At 70.8% G+C, this 24,996-nt stretch carries 24 protein-coding genes and 1 pseudogene; 13 read left to right on the top strand and 12 right to left on the bottom strand.

Annotated features, from left to right (window positions below):
• Positions 1-763: 763 nt before the first annotated feature.
• The 3 genes from K7B10_RS00725 to K7B10_RS00735 form a co-directional block, all read right to left on the bottom strand.
• Entirely contained in the window at positions 764-1,114 is a 351-nt protein-coding gene (locus K7B10_RS00725) for a hypothetical protein (protein ID WP_143686675.1), read from the bottom strand.
• 169 nt (positions 1,115-1,283) lie between these two features.
• Positions 1,284-5,213: a WD40 repeat domain-containing protein gene (locus K7B10_RS00730; RefSeq protein ID WP_229334001.1), complete on the bottom strand. Its 3,930-nt coding sequence runs from the start codon at positions 5,211-5,213 to the stop codon at positions 1,284-1,286.
• A gap of 349 nt (positions 5,214-5,562) precedes the next feature.
• Positions 5,563-6,003 (bottom strand): hypothetical protein, encoded by a 441-nt coding sequence (locus K7B10_RS00735; protein ID WP_229334002.1) that lies wholly within the window; start codon positions 6,001-6,003, stop codon positions 5,563-5,565.
• 123 nt (positions 6,004-6,126) lie between these two features.
• On the opposite strand from K7B10_RS00735, the pseudogene K7B10_RS00740 reads away from it, so the two are divergent.
• A pseudogene (locus K7B10_RS00740) lies at positions 6,127-6,366 on the top strand (IS110 family transposase); the annotation flags it as partial.
• Here K7B10_RS00740 and K7B10_RS00745 read toward each other — a convergent pair.
• Entirely contained in the window at positions 6,363-6,713 is a 351-nt protein-coding gene (locus K7B10_RS00745; RefSeq protein ID WP_229334003.1) for a hypothetical protein, read from the bottom strand. The pseudogene K7B10_RS00740 and the gene K7B10_RS00745 sit on opposite strands and share 4 nt — an antisense overlap.
• Positions 6,714-7,099: 386 nt before the next feature.
• Between K7B10_RS00745 and K7B10_RS00750 the strand changes: the two genes are divergently transcribed.
• Complete coding sequence (locus tag K7B10_RS00750; protein WP_267501303.1) at positions 7,100-7,915, top strand: SAM-dependent methyltransferase; 816 nt, start codon at positions 7,100-7,102, stop codon at positions 7,913-7,915.
• A 113-nt stretch (positions 7,916-8,028) separates the two neighbouring features.
• On the opposite strand, the gene K7B10_RS00755 is transcribed toward K7B10_RS00750, so the two are convergent.
• The 4 genes from K7B10_RS00755 to K7B10_RS00765 all read right to left on the bottom strand — a co-directional run bounded on the left by K7B10_RS00755 (position 8,029) and on the right by K7B10_RS00765 (position 10,647).
• Positions 8,029-8,526, bottom strand: coding sequence for a YfbM family protein (locus tag K7B10_RS00755; protein ID WP_229334005.1), 498 nt, complete (start codon positions 8,524-8,526; stop codon positions 8,029-8,031).
• An 878-nt stretch (positions 8,527-9,404) separates the two neighbouring features.
• On the bottom strand, positions 9,405-10,109 hold the full coding sequence (locus K7B10_RS00760; RefSeq protein WP_229334006.1) for a hypothetical protein: 705 nt from the start codon (positions 10,107-10,109) through the stop codon (positions 9,405-9,407).
• A gap of 119 nt (positions 10,110-10,228) precedes the next feature.
• Positions 10,229-10,360: a hypothetical protein gene (locus tag K7B10_RS40620; RefSeq protein WP_267502798.1), complete on the bottom strand. Its 132-nt coding sequence runs from the start codon at positions 10,358-10,360 to the stop codon at positions 10,229-10,231.
• Positions 10,361-10,473: 113 nt separating this feature from the next.
• Positions 10,474-10,647: a hypothetical protein gene (locus K7B10_RS00765; protein WP_229334007.1), complete on the bottom strand. Its 174-nt coding sequence runs from the start codon at positions 10,645-10,647 to the stop codon at positions 10,474-10,476.
• Positions 10,648-11,585: 938 nt separating this feature from the next.
• Here K7B10_RS00765 and K7B10_RS00770 point away from each other — a divergent pair.
• The gene (locus K7B10_RS00770; protein WP_229334008.1) at positions 11,586-11,825 is read left to right on the top strand and encodes a chaplin; all 240 of its coding nucleotides are present in this window, start codon (positions 11,586-11,588) and stop codon (positions 11,823-11,825) included.
• 306 nt (positions 11,826-12,131) lie between these two features.
• Here the strand turns inward: K7B10_RS00770 and K7B10_RS00775 are convergent, their stop codons facing one another.
• A complete protein-coding gene (locus K7B10_RS00775; protein ID WP_229334009.1) occupies positions 12,132-12,353 on the bottom strand; it encodes an amidase family protein in 222 nt (73 codons plus the stop codon).
• Between the two features lie 7 nt (positions 12,354-12,360).
• Here K7B10_RS00775 and K7B10_RS00780 point away from each other — a divergent pair, with 7 nt between their 5' ends.
• The 3 genes from K7B10_RS00780 (at position 12,361) to K7B10_RS00790 (ending at position 14,626) form a co-directional block, all read left to right on the top strand.
• Positions 12,361-12,606: a hypothetical protein gene (locus tag K7B10_RS00780; RefSeq protein WP_229334010.1), complete on the top strand. Its 246-nt coding sequence runs from the start codon at positions 12,361-12,363 to the stop codon at positions 12,604-12,606.
• Between the two features lie 254 nt (positions 12,607-12,860).
• Positions 12,861-13,499: a carbonic anhydrase gene (locus tag K7B10_RS00785; protein ID WP_229334011.1), complete on the top strand. Its 639-nt coding sequence runs from the start codon at positions 12,861-12,863 to the stop codon at positions 13,497-13,499.
• 128 nt (positions 13,500-13,627) lie between these two features.
• The gene (locus tag K7B10_RS00790; protein WP_229334012.1) at positions 13,628-14,626 is read left to right on the top strand and encodes an L-threonylcarbamoyladenylate synthase; all 999 of its coding nucleotides are present in this window, start codon (positions 13,628-13,630) and stop codon (positions 14,624-14,626) included.
• A 117-nt stretch (positions 14,627-14,743) separates the two neighbouring features.
• On the opposite strand, the gene K7B10_RS00795 is transcribed toward K7B10_RS00790, so the two are convergent.
• Positions 14,744-15,883, bottom strand: a complete 1,140-nt coding sequence (locus tag K7B10_RS00795; protein ID WP_229334013.1) for a PucR family transcriptional regulator — start codon at positions 15,881-15,883, stop codon at positions 14,744-14,746.
• 87 nt (positions 15,884-15,970) lie between these two features.
• On the opposite strand from K7B10_RS00795, the gene K7B10_RS00800 reads away from it, so the two are divergent.
• On the top strand, positions 15,971-17,026 hold the full coding sequence (locus K7B10_RS00800) for a ferredoxin reductase (protein ID WP_229334014.1): 1,056 nt from the start codon (positions 15,971-15,973) through the stop codon (positions 17,024-17,026).
• 7 nt (positions 17,027-17,033) lie between these two features.
• Entirely contained in the window at positions 17,034-18,152 is a 1,119-nt protein-coding gene (locus tag K7B10_RS00805) for a fatty acid desaturase family protein (protein WP_229334015.1), read from the top strand.
• 651 nt (positions 18,153-18,803) lie between these two features.
• Here the strand turns inward: K7B10_RS00805 and K7B10_RS00810 are convergent.
• Both K7B10_RS00810 and K7B10_RS00815 read right to left on the bottom strand, forming a co-directional pair.
• A complete protein-coding gene (locus K7B10_RS00810) occupies positions 18,804-19,769 on the bottom strand; it encodes an anti-sigma factor RsbA family regulatory protein (protein WP_229334016.1) in 966 nt (321 codons plus the stop codon).
• Positions 19,766-20,539, bottom strand: a complete 774-nt coding sequence (locus tag K7B10_RS00815) for an MEDS domain-containing protein (protein ID WP_267501305.1) — start codon at positions 20,537-20,539, stop codon at positions 19,766-19,768. The genes K7B10_RS00810 and K7B10_RS00815 overlap by 4 nt, the downstream gene beginning before the upstream one ends.
• A gap of 480 nt (positions 20,540-21,019) precedes the next feature.
• Between K7B10_RS00815 and K7B10_RS00820 the strand changes: the two genes are divergently transcribed.
• From K7B10_RS00820 to K7B10_RS00840, 5 genes are all read left to right on the top strand, one after another.
• Positions 21,020-21,487 carry a hypothetical protein gene (locus K7B10_RS00820; protein WP_229334018.1) on the top strand — a complete coding sequence of 156 codons (468 nt, stop codon included), beginning with the start codon at positions 21,020-21,022 and terminating at the stop codon, positions 21,485-21,487.
• 191 nt (positions 21,488-21,678) lie between these two features.
• The gene (locus tag K7B10_RS00825; RefSeq protein ID WP_229334019.1) at positions 21,679-22,011 is read left to right on the top strand and encodes a hypothetical protein; all 333 of its coding nucleotides are present in this window, start codon (positions 21,679-21,681) and stop codon (positions 22,009-22,011) included.
• A gap of 167 nt (positions 22,012-22,178) precedes the next feature.
• Positions 22,179-22,541, top strand: a complete 363-nt coding sequence (locus tag K7B10_RS00830; RefSeq protein WP_229334020.1) for a hypothetical protein — start codon at positions 22,179-22,181, stop codon at positions 22,539-22,541.
• A 242-nt stretch (positions 22,542-22,783) separates the two neighbouring features.
• Complete coding sequence (locus tag K7B10_RS00835; RefSeq protein WP_229334021.1) at positions 22,784-23,407, top strand: flavodoxin family protein; 624 nt, start codon at positions 22,784-22,786, stop codon at positions 23,405-23,407.
• Positions 23,408-23,800: 393 nt separating this feature from the next.
• Positions 23,801-24,757 (top strand): TIGR03557 family F420-dependent LLM class oxidoreductase, encoded by a 957-nt coding sequence (locus tag K7B10_RS00840; protein ID WP_229334022.1) that lies wholly within the window; start codon positions 23,801-23,803, stop codon positions 24,755-24,757.
• Positions 24,758-24,996 lie beyond the last annotated feature (239 nt).

Here is a 24,996-nt window from a genome sequence, read left to right on the forward strand (position 1 = left end):
GAACCTCAGCACGACGCACCGTCCCACCGTCTCCCCTGCCTTGCTCGGACTACCCGCACTGGAAGCGGGGCCGGCGACTTCTGGGTCCAGTCCGGTTTCTGCGCCCGCGTGAAGGACTCCTGCGACGCTCACCCGGTCACCCACAAAAGCCCCGTTGACCACCCACGGCACGGCCAGCGGCCCGCGCCGCATGCCTGCACCGCCGTCTGTTCTATGCGGCCACGCAGGCCATCGCCCCACGCCCACCGTGACGTTGACGGACTTCCGCCGCCGGGCGGTGGAGGGTCCGCCCTGCCGTCCCGGCAGGAAGACCCTCTCGCGCTGCCTCAGCTCTTCGGGTATGGCCTGATCGGCCATCTTCTTTTCCTCCGCCTCATGCCAGTTGGCTGCCGGTCGGCCTCTGTGGCCGCCGTTGCCAGCCATTGTCGGGGCATTACGCGTGCGCAACGTGGTCGATCGATGACAATCCGTGCGGGATGGTCGTCCCGGCCTTCACGAGACCGGTCACACCGACGGCGCCAGACCGGCACCTGACCCACCGGGCGGCTCGCGCCGTCGGGGGGGGCCGCCCGTTGCGTCAGGACGCGGGCTTGTGGAGTCAACCTCGCCGTCACCTTCGGCCAGGCCAGGCGTCGATCACCGTCGCCGCCCAGGCCATCCAGATCGCGGATGCCCCGTCCACGGACCGGTAGCGGCACACCCCGGCCCCCGGTCCCCGGCGCCAGCTGGGGACCGGGGGCCGGGGGCCGAGCCGGTGGGACCGTCAGCAGTGGCCGACGCTGGTCTGGCCGCCCACCAGGGACGAGTGGACGTAGCCGGTCCCCACGTAGCTGGAGACGCGGAACCAGCGGTTGGAGGCGTAGTTCGAACTCGGCGGGTAGACCCACTGGCTGTCGGTCCAGCACAGCATCGTGACGCCGGTCCCGTTGGACAGGTAACCGAGCGAGCCGCACCCGGTGTTGGCGCAGGTGCGCTCGTTCGCCCCGCCGCTGTTGGACGAGATGTAACTGCCGGCCGCGTCGGCGCCGCCGGCGCCGGCGAGCAGACCGGTCAGGGCGACGGCGGCCGCGGCGGCGGCCAGTCCGGCCCGGGACCGCAGGGTGGTGGTCGTCATGCGCATGATCGTTCTCCTCGGGAGACTCTCGGTGGTGTGCGGCGCCCCGGCCGATCCGGCGGCGCTCCACCAGAGAGCCATCCCGGCGGCGGCCGGGGGAAGGAATCAACCGCAGGTCGACCAGGCCCGTACGGCGGTCCGTACAACTCCGTACAGCCCGGCGGCCCGTTCACCGGCACGGCGGCGCGTACGGCAGTCCGGGAACGAGCTGGGCCCACTCCTGAGCGGTGATGACCGTCCCCGCGCGCTCGCACAGCCTCCGGGTGATCTCGTCCTCGTCGCGGGACCACAACAGGGCGGCCGGGCCGGCGCCGCCGGCCGCGAGGGAGCGGCCGTCCGGGCTGTACGCGACGGCGTACGCCTTCCCGCCGAGGCCGCTCAGTACGGTGCGGGGCCGAGTCCGCCGCGGATCGCCGATGTCCCACAGCCACACGGTGCCGTCCGTACTGGCGGCGGCGAGCGTGCCGCCCTCCGGGGCGAACGAGAGTGCGTACACGTAGCTGCTCGGCCCCGTCAGCGTCGGCCCGGCGCTGCGCGGGTGGTCCCCGCTCACGTCCCACAGCCACACGTCCCGGTCGGCGGTACCGGCCGCCAGGATCCGGCTGTCGGGGCTGAACGCGACGGACATGACGTAGCTGCCCGGACCGTGCAGGGTCGACTGCAGCACCGGCCGGCCGCCGCCCTGCGGGAGCCGCCACAGCAGCACCTGCTTGTCGACCGTGCCGGCGGCGAGCCGCCGCCCGTCCGGGCTGAACGCCACCGAGTAGACGTAGTTCGTCGGCTCGGACAGTTCCGCCGAGAGCTGCGGGTGCGCCGGGTCCGCCGTGTTCCACACGCGTACGGTCCGCCCCTCGCTGCCCACGGCCAGGGTCCGGCCCGTCCGGTCGAAGGCGGCGGACTGGATGGTTCCGGTGCCGCCGGCCAGGTGTTCTCCGTAGGGCGCCGGGCGGTCGGGGCGGGAGAGGTCCCAAAGCCACAGCTTGCCCTCCCGGCCGCCCACCGCGAGAGTGCGGCCGTCCGGGGTGAAGGAGACCGTCGCGGAGTACCCCGTGGGATTGGTCAGGGGCGGCCCAACCGGGCGCGGGGACCATGGGTCGGAGACGTCCCACAGCTGTACGTCGCGCCCCGCTACGGCGAGCAGCTTCCCGTCCGGCGCGTAGCCGATCGCATTGACCGTGCCCTGGAAGCCGCGCAGCGGGCGCGGAGGCAGCTGCCACAGACGCACGGTGCCGTCGGCGGCGGCCGTCACCAACTGCCGGCCGCCGGGATGGAACGAGAGCGAGGTGACCGGGCCCGGGTGCGGGAACACTCCGGCGAGGAGGCGTGTCCGGGCGTCGTACAGGCGTACCTGGTTGTCCGCGCTGCCGGTCGCCAGCCACTGCCCGTCAGGACCGCAGGCAATGGCGTTGACGTAGCTGGCCGGGCCGTCGGGGGCGGCCGGGGCCCCGCCGATCACCGCGGGCGGGGCGGGGGCGGAGCCTGGGGCGGGTACCTCCCACACCCGCGTGGACCGGTCCTGGCTCCCGGCGACGAGCCGTGCGCCGTCGGCCGTGAAGGCCAGCCCGAACACCGGGCCGGCCGATCCGGTCAGCGGCTGCGCGTACGCGAGCGGGTGCCCGGGACCGGCGAGGTCCCACAGGCGTACGGTGCCGTCCGCGCCGCCTGCGGCCAGCAGGGCCGCACCCGGGCCGGGGCCGGGGCGGAACGCGACCGTGTGCACCGCCCCGGTGAAACCGGTCAGGCGCGTCCCGGTGGCGGAGCTGCTTCCGGAGTTGCTCGCAGAGCTGCTCGCGGAGCTGCCTTCGGCGCCCGCCGACGGGGCCGGCACCTCCGGGTCCGGCCACAGGTACACCCCGCCGTCGGCGCCCGCCGCGGCCAGCGTCTTGCCGTCCGGCGCGAAGGCCACCCCGTACACGGCCGAAGCCGGCCCCTTGAACGACCGGGCTCCGGCCGCCGCCTGGCCCGGGGCCGACGGCTCCCACACCCGTACGGTCCCGTCCCCCGACCCGGCAGCGAGCCGCCGGCCGTCCGGACTGAAGGCGAGCGCGTACACCGTGTCGGCGAACGTGACAGGCGCCGCTCCCAGCGGTCGCGGCCGCTGCGGATCGCGCAGGTCCCACAGCGCGACCTGGCGGTCCAGGCCGCCCGCGGCCAGGGTCTGTCCGTCCGGACTGAGGGCCACCGCCTGTACGACGCCACGGAACGCGAGGATCCGGGTCACGGCGGGCAGCGCCGAGGCGTCCATCAGCGCCTCCCGGGCCTCAGCCGTGGGTGCCGTGCGGTACGCCACCAGGCCGAGTTGGGCGGAGAGGGCGAGGTCGCTGCCCCGCAGCCGTTCGGCGCGCGCCGCCACCAGCCGGGACAGCGCGACGGCCTGCTGTCTCTGCGCGTCACGGCGCTGGACCACGGCGACACCGGTGAGCAGGCCGGAGAGGACGACCAGCAGTGAGAGCAGGACGAGGAGCCGGCGCAGCCGGCGGGCGCCGCGCCGCTCGCGCCGGACCCGGCCGTCCTCCGCCAGCCGGCTCGCGTCGAGGAACCCGCATTCCAGCGCGTCGAGTTCCGAGGCGTGGCCGCCGTCCCGGGCCCAGGCGGAGGCCACGGCCAGGCGGGTGCCCCGGTAGAGCAGCGAGGGGTCGCGGCCGTGCGCGAGCCAGCGGTCGGCGTCACGCGTCAGGTCCTGCCGGACGATCTGTCCGGCCCGGTCGGTGTCGATCCAGCCGCGCAGCCTCGGCCAGGCGGTGAGCAGCGCCTCGTGGGTGATCCTGGCGCCGTCGCCGTCGAGCGTGACCAGGCGGCGGTCGACGAAGCGCTCCAGGACCGCGTACACCTCTTCGGCCCGGTCGGGGTGCCCCGTGGGCGGGGGCAGCGGCAGCAGCCTGCGCGCGTCGGGCACCCCGTCGCCCACCGCGACCATCCGCAGGAACAGCTGCCGCGCGCGTGCGCACTCGGCCTCCGACAGTCCCGCGTAGACCTCCTCCGCCGTCTCGGAGACAGCCGCGGACATCCCGCCGCCCGCCCGGTAGTCGGCGATGGTCAGGGCAGTGCCGCGGCCGCGTTCCCAGGTCGACAGCAGCGCGTGCGACAGGAGGGGCAGGGCTCCGGGGCCGGAGTCCCGCAGGTCGGCGAGGAGTACGTCGATGAACCCTTCGTCCACGACGAGACCGGCCTTGGCGGCGGGGCCGCCGACCACGGCGCGGATCTCGTCCTCGCTGAGCGAGCCCACGACGGTCTGGCCCTTCTGCAGAGCTGCCGCGAGGGGACGCTGGTCGAGGGCCTGGCCGTAGAAGTCGGCGCGCAGACAGCCCGTGACGCGTACGTCGGAGGAGGGGAGGGCCGCGAGGCAGCGCAGGAACCGCTCCCGTCCTGCGGGGTCGGGGCACACGGTGAACACCTCCTCCAGCTGGTCGACCGCCACGACGATGCGTACCCCCTCCCGCTGGGCCACCGCCTTGACACGTGCGGCGAGTTCGAGGGGATCGCCCGCCAGGTCCGCCCACTCCGCGGTCAGAGCGGCCTCCGCGGACAGGGCGCAGGCCAGGGCGCGCATCGGGTCGCGGCCGGGGGCGAGCAGCAGCGGTGTACAGCCGTGCTCACCGCGCAGGACGGGCAGCACGCCTGCCCGTAGGAGTGAGGACTTCCCGGAACCCGAGGCGCCGACGAGCAGTTGGGGTACGTCGCCGCCCCCTTCGGCGAGGATCCGGTCCACGATGACATCCCGCAGGCGGTCCCGGCCGAAGAACCAGTCGGCGTGGCGTTCCTCGAAGCCCGCGAGCCCCCGGTAGGGCGACGCGCCCGACGCGACGCGCAGGGCCCGGGATCGCCGCAGCTCGGCGAGCCGTTCCAGCCAGCGCTCAATTTCGGCCGGGTCGGTCACCCCGCAGACGTGCAGCACCCGGCGGAACAGGGGCAGGGACCCCATCGACGGCAGGTTCTGGCCGGCGAACCAGCCGCCGATGGTGCTGTGGGCGCCCGGTGCGCCGACCTGGGCGGCGACGGCGCGGACGGTCAGGTCGGCCTTCTCGCGCAGACGTGTCAGATCGGCCGCGAACTCCTCGCGGGATAAAGGGGGTCGGGGAAGAAACGGGGTGGGGTCCATGGGGCCTCCGGGGTCCGGTTCCGCCAGGGCGGTGATGCGATGGACCACCCTTCCCGCGCGCATCCGGCCGCGTGGCCGGAACACCTCGATCCGGTCCCTTTCTACGCCGCCCCACCCGCTCTTTCCGGCCACTCACCACCGTCTCTGTGCCCCCACGCGCCCCGCCGCCCCCCGGGGGTCCCGGGGCTCTCTGGTCCCCGGCCGGGCGGAGCCGCCTCTCCCGGCGCCGTGCCGGACTGCCGCCCGCCCCGGCTCATGATCGGCTGGACAATTCCTGGTTGGCCAGGCCTTGCAGCGTTCGGTAGCCGGATGACCCCCATCTCGGCACGAGTGTGCGGGTGATCCCCGATCAGCGGCGGCCGGTGGCCAGGATGACGAGGAACTGGCCGCCGCCCGTCTCGATGCCCGCGGTCACCGGCAGTCCCGGTACCAGTCGGGAGAACCGGTCCACCAGCCAATCCGCCACCTCCTGGGCGTCCTTCCTGGTCGGACAACGGCCCACCACCTCGCGGCCCCCCTTGCGCTCCAGCCTGTCGGCAACGGCGATCAGCGGCGCGGGTTCGACCACGTACAGGCGCTCCGGCCAGGCGATGACCACCTTGACGGCACCCTTGCGCGTATTGCACCCGCGGTGCGCGAGCCGCTCGGCGACCTTGGCCTTCCGGTCGGCGGTCCGGCTGTCGACACTGGGCCCCCGAGGGTCGTTCACCGACTCGTCGGGGTCGACCGGTTCGTCACACACCCAGCACCGCCAGCCGTCACGCTCGGCCACATCATCAAGAAGACTCATCCAAACAAACTAGCCTGCCCGAACACCACCCGCGCACCAAGGCCCCGGCGACGTCCCAACACCAGCCAACAGCTCGGCACCGGGCCGACCAGCGCACTGGCCGTCGCAAGGGACCTGGGCTGCGAACAGCCCTCCCGGAGAGGAAACAAGCAGCTCAAACGCGCTTTCTTCCTCTCCGCGTTCGCCGCCCTGGGCGACCCGGCATCGCGGACCCACTACGACATGGAGATCGCCCAGGGCAAGCACCACACGCGGGCCCTTCTCTGCCTCGCCAGACGACGGGCCGACGTCCTCTTCGCGATGCTCCGGGACGGAACCTTCCACGAACCGCGGCCTGTTCGGGCGGACGCTCCGCAGACCTAGACCATGGTCAGGAGGTGATCCGTGGGGCCGTGATCGATCTCCCAGTCGATATGGACACCGCAGAATCCGTCCGCGATGCACCGAAGGCCGACGGTCACCCAACGGATCGATCCGTCCTCACCGAGGGAGAAGGCGACTGCGGCCTCGAACTTGTCCCTTCCGCACGGACAGTAGGCCGGGCCGGACCTCTCGGTCTCCCAGGAGTCCTCCTCCCAGTAGTCCTCGCTGTCTGCGATGAACGCACGGCTGCCGCAGCCAGAGCGCTCCCGCTCCGCTCCACAGTCATTCACCAGCACGAAGAACGCCTGGCCGCCGCAACCTCCACAGAGGGAAGGAGCGATTCTCACCGGGCGGTAGGGTTGCTTGGCCACATTCACAGGGGCTTGCCCGCCTGGACCTCAGGAAGCTTGCCATTCCCAGGGTGGCTCGTCGGCCTCAGCCATGGAGGCAGCATCCCGAGCCACCCGTCGGGTCAGCTCCTCAAGTGCGGCCATCGCCTTCAGGACCGCGGCCGGTGCCTGCGCCGCCGGCGAGTTCAGCCGTTCCCCCACCCGGTTCAGGAGCTCGGCCATCCCGAAGGCGGCGGCGCCGAACCGGCCTGCGCCACCACTCGTTCGGCCACACCATCGGGTGGAATCCGGGACGTCTTTGGCGATCGATGCCCTGTTCGGCCTACTGGCCTGGCTAGTGTCCGTTGGCCGACCGATCCCATCGAGACCGCCCGCGAGGTCCCATGTCGAGTGCAACGACCCAGATCGATCCGACGAAACCGAGTATCGCCAGGGTGTACGACGCGTTCCTGGGCGGCACCGACAACTACGAGGTGGATCGCGAGGTGGTCCGGAGTGTGCAGAAAGCAGCTCCGGAGGCCGCGGACCTGGCGGTCGAGAACCGCGCTTTCCTGATCCGTGTCTGCCGCTTCCTCGCCGGGCAGGCCGGCATCATCCAGTACCTGGACTGCGGGTCGGGTCTGCCGACCGCGGAGAACACCCACCAGGTCGTGCAGCGGGTCAACCCGGGCGCCAGGGTCGTCTACGTGGACAACGACCCCCTGGTCCTGGCCCACAGCCGCGCGCTCCTGGACGGCAACGAGAGCGCCGTCATCGCCGCCGAGGACATCTTCGAACCGGAGAGGCTGCTCGGGAGCGAAGTCGTACGTGCGCACCTGGACTGGGACGAGCCGATCGCGCTGCTGCACATGGGCACGCTGCACCACTACAACGGCGAGGACACGCGCACGCGCAAAGACATCATGCGCGCCTACCTCGAGGCCCTTCCGCCCGGCTCCTATGTGGCGATCAGTCATTTCCTGGATCCGGAAGACGAATACAGCGCGACCGCCCGGAAGATGGAGGACATGTTCCTGCACAGCATGATGGGCAGCGGCACCTTCTCCGCCAGGGCCGAGCTGGAGGAGCTGTTCAACGGTCTGGAGATGGTCGACCCGGGCCTGGTGCGGTGTGCCGACTGGTGGCCGGACGGCCCGCGGCTGAGGCCTCTGAGCTCAGCCCAGCGGTGCATCGCCGGCGGCGTCGCCCACAAGCCTTGAGGGGGCTTCGGGGCGGGGGAAGGGGGGCGGCCTCCGTTGCCGGTGGAGGAGACTCCGGTGACAGTGGGCGGCACACGGAACCGCTCTGCGGGGAGAAGGCAGGTCAGCTTGGTTCAGGTAATCCACAGGAGTACCGCGTCTCCCTCTCTGGCCGCCGCGCGCAGGTACTTCGCGAGGTCCGCCCAGTGCGCTGCGACCCAGTCCGGTTCCTCGCCGCGTTCCCAGATGGTCGTCGGGTAGATGTTCGCGGCAGCCAGATCTGTCGGGGTAACGGCCTCGGTCAGGGTGTCGGGAGCGTGGCCCTCCAGGGCGTCGGCGGCGGCGCGCACCCGGTCGGCGGTCAGGAGCCGGGGCGGACCGTAGCCCCAGTCCTGGCCTTCCGGCCAGGGCATGTCCGCCTCTCCATAGACCACGTCCACCGGGAAGCCGCGCCGGTTCAGCAGGAAATCGAGGGCGTGCCAGGCCTTATCGGTCTCGTGCACCCGCGCGGTGGCGGCCTCGTCGTCGCGGCCATACAGCGCGCGGGCGTGCTCGGCCGCCCAGTGCGGGTCCTGGCAAGCGCGCTCGAATTCGGCCCGGGTGAGGCGGAGGTACCGCCCGATCATGCTCATGACCCACACCCTAGGAACAGACACTGACAGGACAACCGTGTCCGGAGGGTGAACGGGCTCGGCAAGGCCGGCTGCCGGGGCTCGCGGCGGGCGGCCTCGACCTCGGACGCGGCTCCCCGGTGTGCCCCCACGCGTCCGTCTTCGACGCTACAGGACGTCTGGCCCCGTACACGAAAGCCCGGGGGGCTGACCGGGCGTTCGGAAGTGGGCTGGGGCAGAAGGGGTGGTCGCCTCGCGGCGGAAGGCACGGCAGAAGTTCAGCGCGCGTGCAGCAGTCGCACCGGCCGCTCCGGCCGCCGTCGCCCCCGGCCGCGAGGCGGCGGCAGCACTCGAAGGCCCGTCGGCAGACCGTCGCGACCTGATCCCGGTGGGTATTCGGGAACTCAACGTCGCCGCCCGCTCCTTGGAGTGGGTCGTCCCCAGTCCGGCGGCCACCGTCTCGGCGGACATGCCGGCGTCGCTGAGCGCGCCGGCGGCCTCCCTCGCGATGCGGGCGGCGATCCGGTCCAGCACGCCGACGGCGCGCAGCGCGGCCAGCCTGGCCGTCGTAGGCCGTCCAGTGGGTGCTCGACGGACGTCCGGACCACTCCCGACGTCGAAGTACACCGGCCCCGGCTCACCACCGCCGACCAGGACACCCACCGCACCCGCGCGCGCGTCCCCGAACTCCACCGTCCACCAGTCGCACTCCACCATCACCGCCCTCCGGGGTTCTCCCGCCCTGCCAACCTGCCCCGCCCGCGCCGCCGCCCACACCCCCGACAGCCCAACAACGCCACGCCGTTGGACCCGCCCCGTGTATGTCGACCTCGGGTGCGAGACTCCGCCGCGCTCGCACCCCGTCCCGGTCAGGTCGTGTTCGACGGCGCCGGATGCGCTCAGCCGAAGCGGTTGATCTTGGGGAACTTCGCGGTGGTGTCGACGTAGTACTTGCGGACCAGCGGGCCGAAGCCGCCCTCCTCGTCGCCGAGGATCATCGATTTGACGACCCCCAGGCTCTTCGCCGCGGTGAACTCCTCCGGCTTCGTCTCGGGCTCCCCCGCGACCAGCGCCTTCCACGCCGCCCGGGACTCCGTCGTGGCGCTGACGTCCGGGTCGAGGCCCAGGTAGTAGACGCGGTCGTCGGTGTCCTTCCCGACGGCCAGGAAGACGATCACGTGGAATCCGCTGGTGAACTTGCTCTTGACCCCGCCCACGTGCTCGGCCGGGCCGTTGACGTACACGGCGCGTTCGGCCTTGAGGGCCGTGTCGATGCCGGTCCACGCGGCCGAGGCGCTGAGCACCGACCCGAGGTCGGCGGGCGTGAAGAGCCCGTCCTTCCCGGGGCTCAGCAGAGCGCCGACCTCCTTGGCGCGCCCCTGGCAGTTGCTGTCCATCATCTTCCCGAACGCGGAATCGACCGGCATCTGCAGCCAGCAGGCGAGGCGCTTGAGGCCGGTGCTGCCCTCCGTTGCGTCCACCGCCTTCGCGATCCGGTCCCTGATGTCCTTGAGCGCCGGCGTGGGCTTGTCGCCGGCCTGAACGTACGCCTGCTCGATCACGAAGCATCCCCCCGAGTCCGGGCTCCACTTGAACCCCACCATGACGCACGGAGCGTACCCACGACGGAGCGGAGCGTGAAGACTCTGGAACGACCAACACCGCGCCATGTCAGTGCCGTTGGGGGATGCCCACCACCGGACGCGCGGCGGTCCGGGTCACGTCACGGGGTGACGGGCCACTCCCCCGGCACCGGATCGCCCAGCCGCGCGCCCCGACTGACGGCGACGCGGTGCACGTCGCGCAGGGCCTCCGTCAGCCGGGTGGCGAGGTAGCGGGTCTGGAACGCGGTCACGGCGGAACCGGCGACCCTTCGCTGCTGTCTTCTTGGCCGTGGCCTTCTTCGCTGCCGTCTTCTTGCCAGGGAGCGGGTGCACGGTGGCGGGCTCGGGACGGGTGCTCTTCGCATCACTGCACGGACTTCTCCAGCATGGCCATCAGGTCGACAACCTCCACCGACGCCGGCGGCGCCTCTTCCCCGCTGGCCGCGGGCAGGGTGCCGGTGCCGGACTTCGCGGAGATCACCTCCTCCGGCGCGTCCCGGTAGGTGTCGCGCATGTCGTAGCCGCCGGAGGTACTCAAGGCCCCCGCCTCGCGCTGTGCGGCCGTCTCGCGCGGCGCCCTGTTGGGCCGACGGGCGCCCTCACCGGCCAGTGTCGTTGCCGGCGAGCGCGGTCGCGGTCCGCACGGTGCGCTGCAAGCTGGGGGTCCGGTAGGAACGGACCAGAGACCGGTGTTGCTGTCAGAAGTTTTGACAGCGTGTGATTCCAGTTGTCGGCCCCGAGCGCGTTGACGCGGATTGCGTACTCGCGTCGGGCCTTGCACTGTTGCCGGGATCGCCGTGGCGTTGCCGAGCGGCTGGCAGCGGTCGAGGAGTTGGCGGTGGACCTCCGGCCCGGTGCTGACCCGCAAGGTGTAGCCCTGGCCGCCCCGTACGGTGACGCCCTGGTCGAGCGCGGCCCGCTCGGCGGGCTCCAGCTCAGTGGCGCGGAGGAAGCCCGCGACCTCGCCCGGCATGTCGAGGACGACCGCCAGTTCCGGAGCCGGGACGCCCTGGTCGGCGGTCGTGCATTCGGGCAGGAGCTCGGCGACGGCGGTACGGATGGCGCCGCGGCTCACATCGTGGTCGCGGCGAGGGCGGCGATGGACCGGCCTTCCAGGTGCGCGGTCGTACGTCGTCGGTCTTGTCGCACGGCGGAACATTTCGGAGATGTGCACGGTGTCGTGCGGCCGCGCGTACGTCAGTAGTTCGCCGAACTTCGGGCGCTCAAGGGCAAGCCGAGGCGGCTCGGCGGTTCTGCCCGTCGCGGCGAGGTTCGGAGGCCACCGGAGGGCGCCGGCACGACCTTGTGCAGCCCGGCGTGTGAAGCATTCGGCCAGATGCGGGAGCGGGATCACCCCTTCGAGGGAACAGGCCGCTCGAGCCCAAACCACCCTGGCGTACGTCAACGAAGACGGGGTGCGGTACCTACCTCGGGCCGCCGGCGCATACGCGCCGCTGAACCAGCAAGGAGAGCCCCATGTCCCGTGTTCTGAAGAGCGCAGGTCTCGCACTCGCCGTAGGTATGGCCGTGCTCGGTGGAGCGTCCGCCGCGTCCGCCGACGCCGGTGCCTCAGGCGTGGCCGCCGGATCCCCCGGCGTGCTGTCGGGGAATCTGATCCAGGTCCCGATCCACATCCCGATCAACGCGTGCGGCAACAGTGTCAGCGTGATCGGCCTGCTCAACCCCGCCTTCGGCAACACCTGCATCAACAGCTGAAGGGCTTGAGTCCCGGTTCGTCCCGGCCGGCCCGCTGCGTGGGCCGGCCGGGACGAACCGGCCGGCCCCTTCCGCTCCCGTCCGGGCGGGCATCCCGGCCCTGTGCACGTCTGAGTTCCGGATGCCTGAGCGGGACTCTCGGGGTTGGCGCCACCGGGTGCCGCGTGGTCCTCGGCGTCAGGCTCCGGCCCGCGACCGAAGTGATGCCCCCTCGGGAGCAGTCCGAGCGCAGCCACGAATCCGAGGGGCGCAAGAAGAAGGGATTCAGGTCGGGAAGGAGTTGACTCCCACCTTCCTAGCCGCGATTCACAACGGTACGGCCCCGCCCGCGCACAGCCGCTCGATGGCGAAGGCATCGCGCCGGGCCACGAGGTGCTCGAACGCCGGGGCGCCGGAAGCGGCCGTCAGCCCCTTGGCGAGGTAGCCGTCCTTCGCGGTGTTCGGGATGCCGTCCAGCGGGCCGAGCGTCTTGCCACGCGCGCGGCGGGCGTCGGACGCCTCGGCTTCCGCGCGGGCGTCCGGGTTCATCACCTCCATGGGGTTCAGAGCGGTGGCCGTACCGGGCCGGTGGTACGCGTCGATCCGGGCGCTCCTTCGTGAAGGCCGGGACCTGGGGCGGTTCGCCGGCGTGGATCTTCCCGAGTTCACCATCCGGGCGGTGGCCATGCTGAGTGAGGACGGCCCGCACTCGATCCGCGTACCCGGTCTCGGCCAGGAAGCGCGGACACCCGGTGCGTTCGCGCGCGGAGCTGACGGGGTCGGGCAGTCCGCTGGTGACTAGTAACTTCCGGTCGAGGGGGTGATCCAGTGCGAGCACCTCGGCAAGGGCCTGGTCGGCTCCGCCGTGGGCACTCCGGACCTGCAGGTGCTCAAGGGCACCGCCTGCCAGACCCACGGCGCTGACTTCTTGATCATCCGGCGATTCCTCTCGGCGGCCACCCGCCGCGGAGAGGGGTCGCCCGGCTCCTCGCGCCCCCGCAACTGGATGGCGCACTGGCTCCGCCCGGGCCGTAGCCCGCGCCGTAAGCTGCGGCCATGGCAGAGATCCAGAACCTGACGCCCCGCGACGCCTTCGAGACGCTCCTGGCGGGCAACGAACGATTCGTCGCCGGTTCGCCCGAGCACCCCAACCAGGACGCCGCACGCCGAGCCCAGACCGCACCTGGCCAAAACCCGTTCGCGGTGATGTTCGGCTGCTCCGACTCTCGGCTGGCGGCAGAGATCGTCTTCGACCGCGGGCTGGGTGACCTCTTCGTCGTACGCACCGCGGGCCACGTCGTCGGCGCAGAGGTGCTGGGCAGCATCGAGTATGCGGTGCAGGTCCTCGGCAGCCCGCTGGTGGTGGTACTCGGCCACGACGCGTGCGGCGCGGTCGCGGCCACCCGCGCCGCCGTCCAGGACGGCACCACGGCCGGCGGCTACGTCCGCGACGTCATCGAACGTGTGACCCCCAGCGTGCTGGCCTCACACGCTGCCGGACACACCGAGGACCCGGACTTCATCACCGAGCACATCAAGCACACCGTCGACCTGCTCCTGGACCGATCCCGTCTGCTGGCCGAGGCCGTCGAATCCGGTCGGGTCGCCGTCGTGGGCCTTTCCTACCGGCTGGCGGACGGCACGGCCCACGTCGTCACCGTCCGTGGTGTCGGCATACCGGCGCGCCTGTTCTGAGGCCACACACCAGAGCGGCGGCCTGCCACCCGGCCGCAGCGGCCCAGGTGCGCGTCGGGGCGGAAGTCGCCACCGCCCACCGGACCCACCCGACACTCGAGGGGTCGGCTCGGTGAGAAAATGCGCGTGTGACGGCAACGAAAGATGACATCGAGAAGGCTGCGCGCGTGCTGCGCGCCGGAGGTCTGGTGGCCCTTCCCACCGAGACCGTCTACGGTCTGGGCGCTAACGCGGAAGATCCCGCCGCTGTTGGCCGGATCTTCGAGGTGAAGGGCCGCCCGCCCTCCCACCCCCTGATTGTTCACATCGCCAGCGCGGCACAGCTCGGCGACTGGGTGGAGGAGGTGCCGCAGACGGCACGTGTGCTGGCCGAGGCGTTTTGGCCAGGGCCGCTCACGCTGGTGCTGCGACGCGGGCGGCGGGTGCCCCTGGAGGCGACCGGTGGACTGGAAACGGTGGCCGTGCGCGTGCCCGACCACCCCGTCGCCCTCGCCCTGCTGTCCGCGTTCGGCGGCGGCATCACGGCACCGTCCGCGAACCGGTTCGGGTCTGTCAGCCCCACCACCGCCGACCATGTCCGCAGAGAGCTCGGCGACGGCGTGGACTTCGTCCTCAACGGCGGCTCCTGCCAGGTCGGCGTCGAGTCGACCATCGTCGACGTCACCGCAGACGTCGCGAGCATCCTGCGGCCCGGCGGGGTGACGGCCGAGGACCTCGAAGCAGTTCTGGGCTACCCGCCAGCGGAACCCTCGGCGAGCCCCGTCCGGGTTCCAGGCCAGCATCCCTCACACTACGCACCACGTGGCCGGGTCGTCCTCGTCGAGCCCGAGAAGGTCGTCGCCGAAGTGGAACTCGCCCAGGAGCTGGGACACCGGGTGGGCGTGTTGGTGCCCGCCGCCTTCGCCGACGCCACGGTGAACGCGCACACCGTGGTGGCGGTTCCCGCCTCGTTCGCCGCCTACGCCCGCGAGCTGTACGGGTACCTGCACGCATTCGACGAAAGCGGCTGCGACCTGATCATCGCGTCCCTTCCCGTCGAGGAGGGTCTCGGCGTCGCGATCGCCAACCGGCTCCGCCGCGCCGCAGGCCCCCGCCCCTCGGGCAATCTCACCGCCCCCAGAGCCTGACCGGCGAGGCCGGCTCTGCGGCGCACCGGGTCCGGCGCCCGCGGCGCCAGGCGCGGCAAGGTCTCCCCCCCTGCACGAGCCCGTGGCGCGCGCTGGCGCGGAGAGTCGAAGTGCGCGTCAGCTGACCCGAAGACCGACCGCCAGCGTCAGTTCAAGGACCCTCTGTGGCGATGCGAGATCCGGAAACAGCCCCCGCAGCTGCGACATCCGGTACCGGACCGTCTGGGGATGGACGAACAACGCCGCCGCCACCTCGTCCCGCCTGCCCTGGTGCAGCAGCCAGGCCCGCAACGTCTCCTCCAGCCGCCGTGCCGTCGCGACAGGCAGGGCCCTCAACGGTGCGAGGGCTCGGGCACGCAGGTCTGCGAACGCGTCCGCGTCAGCGCTCAGCACCAGCTCGGGCAGGTGGTCCTCGGTGTCGCGAATATCAGAGGAGAGGGAGCGCGCGCGTACGGCTCGTGCATACGAGGCGGAAGCACGAGTCCATGGCCGGGCCGGACCTACCACGGCGGTGCGGTCGGTCAGCTGCCGCGAGAGATGTGATCGGTCGGCGTCGGGGACGAGCAGCACACCGGTGGCGTCCGGCAGATCGTCGAGGACGAGGGTGCTCGGGTCGAGCGTGCGGTAGGCAGGCCGGGTCTGGGCGGCGGGCAGCAGGACCGCGGTCAGCAAAGTCGGCGGCTGCCACCCGGCACGTTGAGCAGAGGCCAGCAGCACGTCCGGGCTCGCGCCGGCGAGGAGATCGCGGGCCAGGTGTTCCAGGTGTCGCTCGTGGGCCCTGCCCCGGGCGGCCAGTTCGTCGGCGTGGCCCGCGGCGCTCGCGGCAGAGAGCTCGTCGATGTAGGCGAAGGTCAGCTCCGCGAACTTGGCGACGTCGGCGGCGGGCAGACCCACGGGTACGGCACCCGCGGCCAGGCATCGCCAGGCCACGCGGGCGCCGACGCGGTAGGCGCTGAGCAGGGCGTCCATCGAACGGCCGTCGCGCACCTCGCCGCGGCCCAGCTCGTAGGCTGCGTCACCGGCGTCGCCGCCTGTGGCGTTCCCGCTCGCGAGGTCCAGGTAGTGCCCCAGGGCGGTACGGACGGCTCGGCGGATGGTGGCGCCCATGCGGCCCGAAAGGGCGTTGGCGTAGGGAGGGACCTCGTCGATGATCGCCTGGACGACCTCGTCGGCGGTGGTCTTCAGCGCGGCCCGAAGTGCGGTGACCGTCTTCTCATCCAGGGCCAGTTCGCTGGCCCTCCGGATTGCTTGGCTCACGATTTTGTTCCCTGCGAACAATTCAGCCGATCAAATTTACGTCCTGCGGTCAGGACTTTACCCCTTGAGGCACAGCAAGCTGGAGTCATGACGAGTACAGCCCTCCGCAGCAGGGCGTGGAAACTGCTGGAGATGGTCACGACGCCGCTGCTGCCGTCGGACTACCTCGACCTGGTCAGCCCGCTGCGTGCGGGCGCTGACCTGCGTGGGCGCATCGAGGCCGTGCACCCCGAGACGGGTGACGCCGCGACGGTCGTGATCAGGCCGGGACGGGGCTGGCGCGGCCACACAGCCGGTCAGTACGTGCGGATCGGGGTCGACGTCGACGGGGTGCGCCTGTGGCGTGCCTACTCCATCACCTCGCCGACGAACCGCGGGGACGGCCGCGTCACGATCACCGTGAAGGCGATCCCGGACGGCAAGGTCAGCAACCACCTGGTCCGCAGGGCGAAACCGGGCACGCTGATCCAGCTCGACCAGCCGACCGGTGACTTCGTGCTGCCGCAGGCCAAGCCCGCCAAGGTGCTCTACCTGACGGCCGGCAGCGGCATCACGCCCGTGATGGGCATGCTGCGCGACATCGAGTTCGACGACGTCGTCATGGTCCACTGCGCGCCACAGCCGCAAGACGTGATCTTCCGCAACGAACTGCACGACCTGGTCGCGGACAACAAGCTGCGGCTCACCGAGGTTCACACCGACACGGACGGCATGCTCGACATCGCCCGTCTCGACGAACTCGTGCCCGACTGGGCCGAGCGCGAGACCTGGGCTTGTGGGCCCGCGGGCCTGCTGGACGCCGCCGAAGCGCACTGGACCGAGCACGGCGTACAAGAGCGCCTGCACACCGAACGCTTCCGCCCCGGCATCGTCGTCGCCGGCGACGGCGGCGAGGTCACGTTCAGCGCCACCGGCAAGACCGTCGACGCGGACGGCGCCACGCCGTTGCTGGACGTCGGCGAGGAGGCCGGCGTGCTCATGCCCTCCGGGTGCCGCATGGGCATCTGCTTCGGCTGCATCACGCCGCTCAAGGCGGGCGCCGTCCGCGACCTGCGCACCGGCGAGATCACCGAGGCCGAGCCGGGCGTCCTCATCCAGACCTGCGTGTCCGCCGCGGCGGGCCCCTGCGACATCGAACGGTAGGAGCACCTTGACCGCCATCGACCCCACCGCCCACCTCACCGCGGAGCAGATCGAGGAGCTTGGCCGCGAGCTGGACGCGATCCGCGACGAGGTGATCGCCGGCCGCGGCGAGAAGGACGCCGCCTACATCCGCAAGGTCATCTCGGCGCAGCGCAAGCTCGAGCTGGTCAGCAGGGGCGTGCTGCTGTTCTCGATCTTCCCGCCCGCGTGGCTTCTCGGCACCGCCGGTCTGTCCGTGGCAAAGATCATGGACAACATGGAGATCGGCCACAACATCCTGCACGGCCAGTGGGACTGGATGCGAGACCCGAAGATCCACTCCACCACCTGGGAATGGGATCACGTCTCCCCGGCCGATCAGTGGAAGCACTCGCACAACGAGCTGCACCACACGTACACCAACGTGATCGGCAAGGACAACGACCTCGGCTACGGCATCATGCGCGTCGACGAGGACCAGAAGTGGCACCCGTTCCACCTCGGCCAGCCGCTGTGGAACTTCATCAACGCCTGCTTCTTCGAGTACGGCATCGCAGCGTACGACCTGGAGCTCGGCAAGAACCTGCACAGGAGCCGCCGCAAGAACCCGGAGTTCCGCGCGCGGGCCAGGGCCGTGGGCCGCAAGATCCGCAAGCAGGTGCTCAAGGACTACGTGATCCACCCGCTGCTGTCGGGGCCGTCGTTCCTCCCCACGCTCGCGGCCACCTTCACCGCGAACCTGGTCCGCAACATCTGGTCCCACTCGGTGATCATGTGCGGGCACTTCCCCGAGGGCGTACAGGTCTTCGAGCGCCGGTCGATCAAGGGCGAGACGCGCGGCCAGTGGTACCTGCGCCAGATGATGGGCTCGGCGAACATCAGCGGCAGCAGGGCCATGCACTTCATGACCGGCAACCTGTCGCACCAGATCGAGCACCACCTGTTCCCGGACCTGCCGAGCAACCGGTACGCCGAGGTCGCGGTGAAGGTGCGCGCGCTGTTCGAGAAGTACGAGCTGGAGTACGTCACCGGGCCGCTCCCCAAGCAGGTGTTCTCCGCGTGGCGCAAGGTCTTCCGGCTCTCGCTGCCGAACAAGCAGCGCAAGGTCAAAACGCCGGACCGCGAGCAGGAGCTCGTCGCGGCCTGATTCCCGGGATGGGTTCAGGGGCCATCACAGCCATCAGGTCCTCCAGCTCCTGGCGGGAGGTGAACCCCCGTTGCTCCAATCCCCCGGATGACCTCACGTGGTGGGCCGGCGCTATCCGCACCCGAACCTGCGAAGCCACCCACCCGAAACAGCCGAGCCTCATCCCTGCCCACACCGAAAACGCCTACGCACCCACACCGGCAGCGGGCAGGCCGTGGAGCCCTCCGCATGCGGGACGATCCGGCAGGCCGCCCCGATAGGTGTGCCCTGGTCGACGAGGTAGTCCTCGTCGTCAAGACGGCCAAGCATGTCGTCTGGGGTCACTTCACCTCTCTGCGCAACGCGTGGAGGGGCCCGGGTGCCTGCTGGCACCCGGGCCCCGACGGAACTGCTGCACCATCTGCCGGCCGTGGTGCTGCGCCGGCCTCCTGTTTCCGCCGATCCGACCTGAGCTTCGTCGGGGGTTCGGGGATCGCGGATGCGTGACCGGAGACCACCTCACCAACGATGTCCTGCGGTACCCGGACTCAACGCTCTGCCGAGCGAGAAGACGTTTCGTCTCCAAAGCCCAGCCTTCCTTCCAGCTCACATCACCAGAGAGCGGGTGCCTGATACCCCCGCCCCGTGTAGGCCGGGGCAGGACGGCAGCTTCTACCGCTGTGGGGCGTCCATGTGCAGGCGGATGGTCGTTCCCCGGTCGGGGGTGGAGCGGATTTCGACGAGGTCGCAGAGCTGGTGCACAAGCCACAGGCCGCGGCCGCCGATCTGGTTCGCTTCGGGGCGGCTGCGGCCGGTCATCGCGTCGGGAATGTAGCCGGAGTCGCGGAATTCGCAGAGGAACGTCGCGTCCTGGGCCCAGATGCGCAGGGTGCCGTGGCCACCGCCGTGGCGGATGCTGTTCGTGGCGATCTCGGTGACGGAGACGGCGAGCTTCGGCAGCCGGTCCTCGGGGACGCCGGCGTCGGCGGCGCACTGGGCGACCTTCGAGCGGATCGCGGCCAGGTCGCCGTGCGTGTAGCTCAGCTCCTGGAACGGATCGCACGGGGCGGCCAGGGCGTCGAAGCTGTACTCGTTGCCGGAAAGGTAGTCCTCGTTGGGCGCGTACTGGCCCTCACGGCGGATCTGCGGGTGGCAGCGGGACAATGACCGCAGGGCGTCCTGGTCCTCGTCCGCGGCGTCGTACGGGCACAGCATCGACCAGGTGGAGCTGCGCGCGAAGGCCCGGTTCATCAGCCATTCGTGGTAGCGGAGCTCAGAGAGGTGCGCGGCGCTGCGCGCTTGGCGCCAGGCGGTTTCGCCGATGCCCCGTACGGGCCTGCCGCCTTCGCCGCGCTGGTTCATCCATGCCGACCAGGCGGCGATGTGCCGGCCGGGGTTCGAGCCGGCCGTCGTGGCGTTGACGAAGGTGACGGCCGGTTCGTCTGCGAGTTCACCGCGCAGGAGTGAGGTCTTGTCCTCGGGGACCGCGACGACCACAGCCTCGTCGGCCTCCAGTGCCTCGTGGATGTATTCCAGGGTCCCGGACAGGAACTGCTCTTCCCCGCGGTAGGGGTACAGCTCGTGGCGGAACGGCCCGCCGTCGGGACGGGCCGGTGTCGAGGGCATGGTCTCGGTCATGCCGCCATCACCACCGGAACGTCTGCGGTGGCGTAGCCCGCGAGGCCCCAGCACAGGCGCACGATCTCGTTGGCGCCTTCGACGACGATCCGACGCTCCGGCAGGTGACGGGCCGCGTCGACGAGGGCGCGCATGCCGGCGGCATCGATCATCTCCACGGCGTCGAACCTCAGCTTCACCATGGGCGTGCGCCGCATCACCGCACGGACCGCGGCGTTGAAAGCCGCCGCGCACTCCGAGTCGACCACTCCGTCCACACCCCAGCTGTCAGTGCCTGTGCTGAACATCCGGAAAGCCGGACGCGCAGCACGTGTGCCCATCTCCTGCGGATGCACACACGTCGCCTGCTCCAGCGTGGACGCCTCCCACTGCGCGGCCCTGAACGCGCACACCACGATCGCGCCACTCTCCGAGGCGAACTCCTCGAGCTTCAGCTCCCGAGCCAGCAGCTCCTCCGCGCCGCCGGGCTCCGCCAACGGGGTCTGCTCGGCAAGGACACGTACGGATCGGAAGCCCTCTCGCACCGCCGCGCTCGCCTCCCGGCGCACCGCGGCCAGCATCACGTCGGGATCGGCCAGGTGCGGAAGATCAAGGATCACCGAGGCTGTGGGGAGGCGGTCTCGCTGAACAGCAACGGTGCCGAGAGACCCGATGATCACGAGCTTGTCCCCGTACAGAGCTCCATCGGCCACATAGGAACGCGCATCAGCGAACGCGTCAGCCGGGTCCACGCGCCAGCAGACGTGGTCACCGAGCTCGACTTCGTCCAACGTCGCCAAAGCCCGCACCGATCTCACCCCGACCCCTTCCGAACACCAACGTGACTTGCCAACACGCACAATACTGGGCCCCCGCAGGTGCCCACACAGCCGAATCTGCCACGTGCCTGCTCCACCCGGCGCCTGCCCATCCTCGCGTCCGCGAACCGCTGACCGGGGGAAGCACCACGCGAGCCGCCCAAGCGGCAGGACCCTACCGGCCCCATGGTGCAATGAGGCTGTCCGATGCCCCTGAGGCGCGGGCGTTCGCGGATCCGGGGTGCATATCCCGGGCGGCATCGAGCAGCAAGGGGTCACCGTGAGCGCAGGAGAGCCGGACGGCGGGCGGGCCTCTCGTCCTGACGCAGGCGGAAGCCGCCATCGCAGGGCGATGACCTCGGCGGGAGTGCTGGAGGCGGTGGAGGCCGCGGCGCCCGTGGAGTCGCTCGACGTGGTCGCGCGCATGCTCAGGGACCACCTCCGGCCGTCTCCGTGTCGTGTCTGATCACTGACTTCACGGGCAGCTCGGTCGTACGACTGGGGGCCGCGGACAGCGTCGACACCGATGAGCCGGCCCAGCGGGTCCCGCCTCGCGCAACCCTGTACGAGGACGTGATCCGCAGCCAGCAGCCGCACGTCGAGCACCGGGGCGAGAGCCGTCACGTGCGCGTGATCGCCCCTGTGACCAACCGCGGGGACGCCATCGGCCTCCTCGAACTGTTCCTGCCCTCGGTCCCGGACGCGGACGTGATGCGGGAGATCGGCGAGAGGGCGCCGACTCGCCGAGCAGGCCACCAAGCCGACCGGGCCATGCGCGGCCACGGCCGCAGCGGCTTCGTCGGCGGGCAACTGCTGCGCATCAGCCTGCTCGACGGCCGGGCGGAATGCGTCAACGCCGGCCCACACTTGGTGATCGCCGGAGAACGCCGACGTCCAGGCCGCCGGGCCCGAAGGTCATGACGGGCCCGGTGCGGCAGGCCCGACGGACGAATCCCGACGCGCAACCCCATGGAGAGTGAGCACCTTTGACACGTCTCTTGACGCGGGCAGGCCTGTCAACCTGATGCTGCCAGGGCGGTGACGGGCTGTGGATCCGAGGCAGATCTGCGGGCCTGACTGGAACGGCCTGGTTCGCCCTCTACAGTTCGGCCGTGGACGATCAAGACGAGTTCCTGGCAGCTGTACGCGCCGTGCTCCATCAGGCCGGCTTCGACGAGCGTGCTGTGGGAGCGGAAGGCGTCCGTATGATCCAGCACGCCCGCGGTGTCATGGTCGGCTGGATACCCGAAGACCTCGGGACGCTTCCCTCCCGGCGGCGCGGGGCACGCCGTACACGTTCCAGCGAGCACCCCGGGCTGCCCGGCCTGCGCCACGCTTTCGGGCTCGCACTCGCAGCAGCGTTCCGGGCCGCCGAATTCACCGTCGAGACCCGCGGAGACGAGTGGCTGCTCGTGATCCACCCCACGCACAAGGATATTTCCTGACAGACCTGATCACTCCAGGTGGCCCGGTCGACGGCGCCGACGTAGCGTCCCCGCTCGTACGCCCGGCCGATGGCGGAATTGCAACGCCCGCCCAGGAACACCGCGGTCTGCAGCACCGCCACCTGTGGTCAGAGGGACGGTTGAGCCTGAACTTCCCCCGCTCGTAGGTGATCGCACACCTCATTGCCGGCGAGGATGCGCGATCGACGCAGGAGGCCGCGTGTGCGGCGCAGGTTCAGGGTGCTGTGCCAGGAAAGGCCCGGATGCCGCGCGCGCAGGTGGGAAACGGCTCGGGTATCCAGCCCCGTACCGAGGAAGTACGCATCGATGTCCACCCCGGTGATCACGGCCTTCGTACAGGGCAGGCACATCCGGTAGTGGACCTCCCCGACGACCTTACGGACGTGGACCAGGAGCAGGACCTCATCGCCGCTTCCGGTGTCACCAGGAAAGTGCGAGGAGAGCAGGTCGATGCGCTGGTAAGCCAGGATCCTGCGCCGCAGTCGGCGGACCGTCCCGCCAGCGGCTGAATGCCGGCCCGAGCCAGACGGAAGCGCTTCGGCCCCCACAGTCGTACGGAACAAGGTGCTCGTGGGACGCGCATGATGTCCGTGCATGCCGCACGCGTACCCCCTCGTGAGCCACACATGCTCCTGTCCGGCGTACCCCGCCCTCACTCGGGGATCGGATTCAGCTCCTCCTGCGCCCCTGAAAGGGATCAATTCAGAGCTGGGCTGATATCAGGGCCAAGGGGCGGGGTAGCCGGGGAATCATGAACACCACTGGCACCACCCCGCTGCGCGCTGTCGCCCTTGTCTGCACCCTGTCCCCGTCCCCGAAGCCGTCCAGCTCCCAGCTGCTGGCCGAACAGACCATGGCCGCGCTCGCCGACCACGGAGTCACGGGCAAGACCATCCGAATCGCCGACCACGACGTGAAGACCGGAATCGGCACCGACCTGGGCGACGGCGACGCCTGGCCCGAGATCCGCGACACGATCTTGGGCGCCGACATCCTCATCCTGTCCACACCGATCTGGCTCGGCCACCCCTCCAGCATCGCCCAGAAGGTCATGGAGCGGCTGAACGCGGAGATCTCCGAAAACGATGACGAGGGCCGCATGCTCACCTACGGCAAGGTTGCCGCGGTCTGTGTCGTAGGCAACGAGGACGGCGCCCACAAGGTCAGCGCCGACCTCTTCCAGGGCCTCAACGACGCCGGATTCTCCCTCGCCCCCAACGCCGTCACCTACTGGGTCGGCGAAGCCATGCAGCACACCGACTACCAGGACCTCGACAAGACCCCCGAGAAGACCGCCACCACCACCAATACCCTCGCAACCAACACCGCCCACCTCGCCCGGCAGCTCAAGGCCAACCGCTACCCGCCGGCCTAGGCACATCGGCTCGTACTCACCTGCCCGTGACGTCGCCGCCCTTCGGTGGCGTGGGACGGCAAGCAGTCACGGCGGTGCGGGCTCCGGACCCGAGGGGCAGTCGTCGGCAGGTCCGGGCCGGTCGGTGGAAGTTGCCACCAACGGAGTACCGCCGACACGCGCCGCCCTGACACAGCTGATGCTCCGCCGCGGCGCTCCATTCCTCGCCGCTACCGCGGTGGCCGCCTTGATGTGGCGTACCGGCGAGCAGCACCGGCGTCGGACGGCCCGGTAGGACCACCTCGCCAGACCCACTCGACACACCGGCTACGGATCGTGGAACCCGGCGCCCCAGGCGCCGCGGACACCCGCCGACCGGGGCCTTTGACCACCGTTCTTGGAGGAACGAAACACATGACGTCGTTCGGATACTTCCTGTCCTGCGAGGAATTCACCCCCGCCGAGCTCCTGGAGCAGGCACGCAAAGCCTCCGACGCGGGCTTCACCCGACTGGCCATCTCCGACCACTTCCACCCCTGGAACGACGAGCAGGGCAGCAGCCCTCTGGTCTGGTCGATGATCGGGGCCCTGTCCCAGACCGTGGACCTGCCGGTCACCACCCTGGTCACCTGCCCCACCATGCGTCTGCACCCGGCCGTCACCGCCCAGGCCGCGGCCACATCGAGCGCGCTGCTGGACGGCCGGTTCACCCTCGGAGTGGGAACCGGCGAGGCCCTGAACGAGCACGTCCTCGGGGACCGGTGGCCCTCCTTCGACGAGCGCGCCGACATGCTGGAGGAAGCCGTAGAGGTGATGCGGAAGCTCTTCACCGGCCGCCAGGTCAGCCACCGCGGCCCGCACTACACGGTGGACAACGCCCGCCTCTACACCACACCGCACGGCCGGCTCCCCATTCACGTCTCCGGCTTCGGGCCGAAATCCGCGGAACTCGCCGGCCGCATCGGCGACGGCTTCATCACCATGGGCCCCGACCAGGAGGCCATCGGCCGCTTCCGGGAGGCCGGCGGCGAAGGGAAGCCGGTGATCGGCGGCCTGAAGGTGTGCTGGGACGAGGACCGGGACAAGGCCGTCGAGACCGTTCACCGGCTGTGGCCCAACGAGCAGCTGCCCGGTGAACTGGCCCAGACCCTTCCGACCCCGGCCCACTTCGAGCAGGCGAGTCAGCTCGTCACCCGGGAGCAGGTGTCCGACAACGTGCCGTGCGGCGACGACGTGGAGGAACACGTGACGGCCGTACGCGCCTACCTCGACGCGGGCTTCGACGAGGTGTACATCGGCCAGATCGGCCCCGGCCAGGACGCCTTCTTCACCGCCTGCCGCGACAAACTCCTCCCCGCCCTCAGCGGATGAGACCAACCATTCCCGCAAACCCAAACGGGCTGGCCTGACGGAAAGGGGCCACACAAGGCCGGTGCGACACGCACTCCTTCGACTCCGAGCATGGTCTCGTCGAAAAGGCAGCCCGGGGGCGGGTTGATCAGCCGCCCCTTCACCGCCCTACCACCGGCGGTCCGACCGTCAAGGAACGCGCATACCGGTCCGAGACGCGGGCATCCGCACGGTACCCAGCAATGTGGTCGTGAAGACAA

The organism is Streptomyces flavotricini (assembly GCF_020639365.1).
Taxonomy (GTDB): domain Bacteria; phylum Actinomycetota; class Actinomycetes; order Streptomycetales; family Streptomycetaceae; genus Streptomyces; species Streptomyces flavotricini.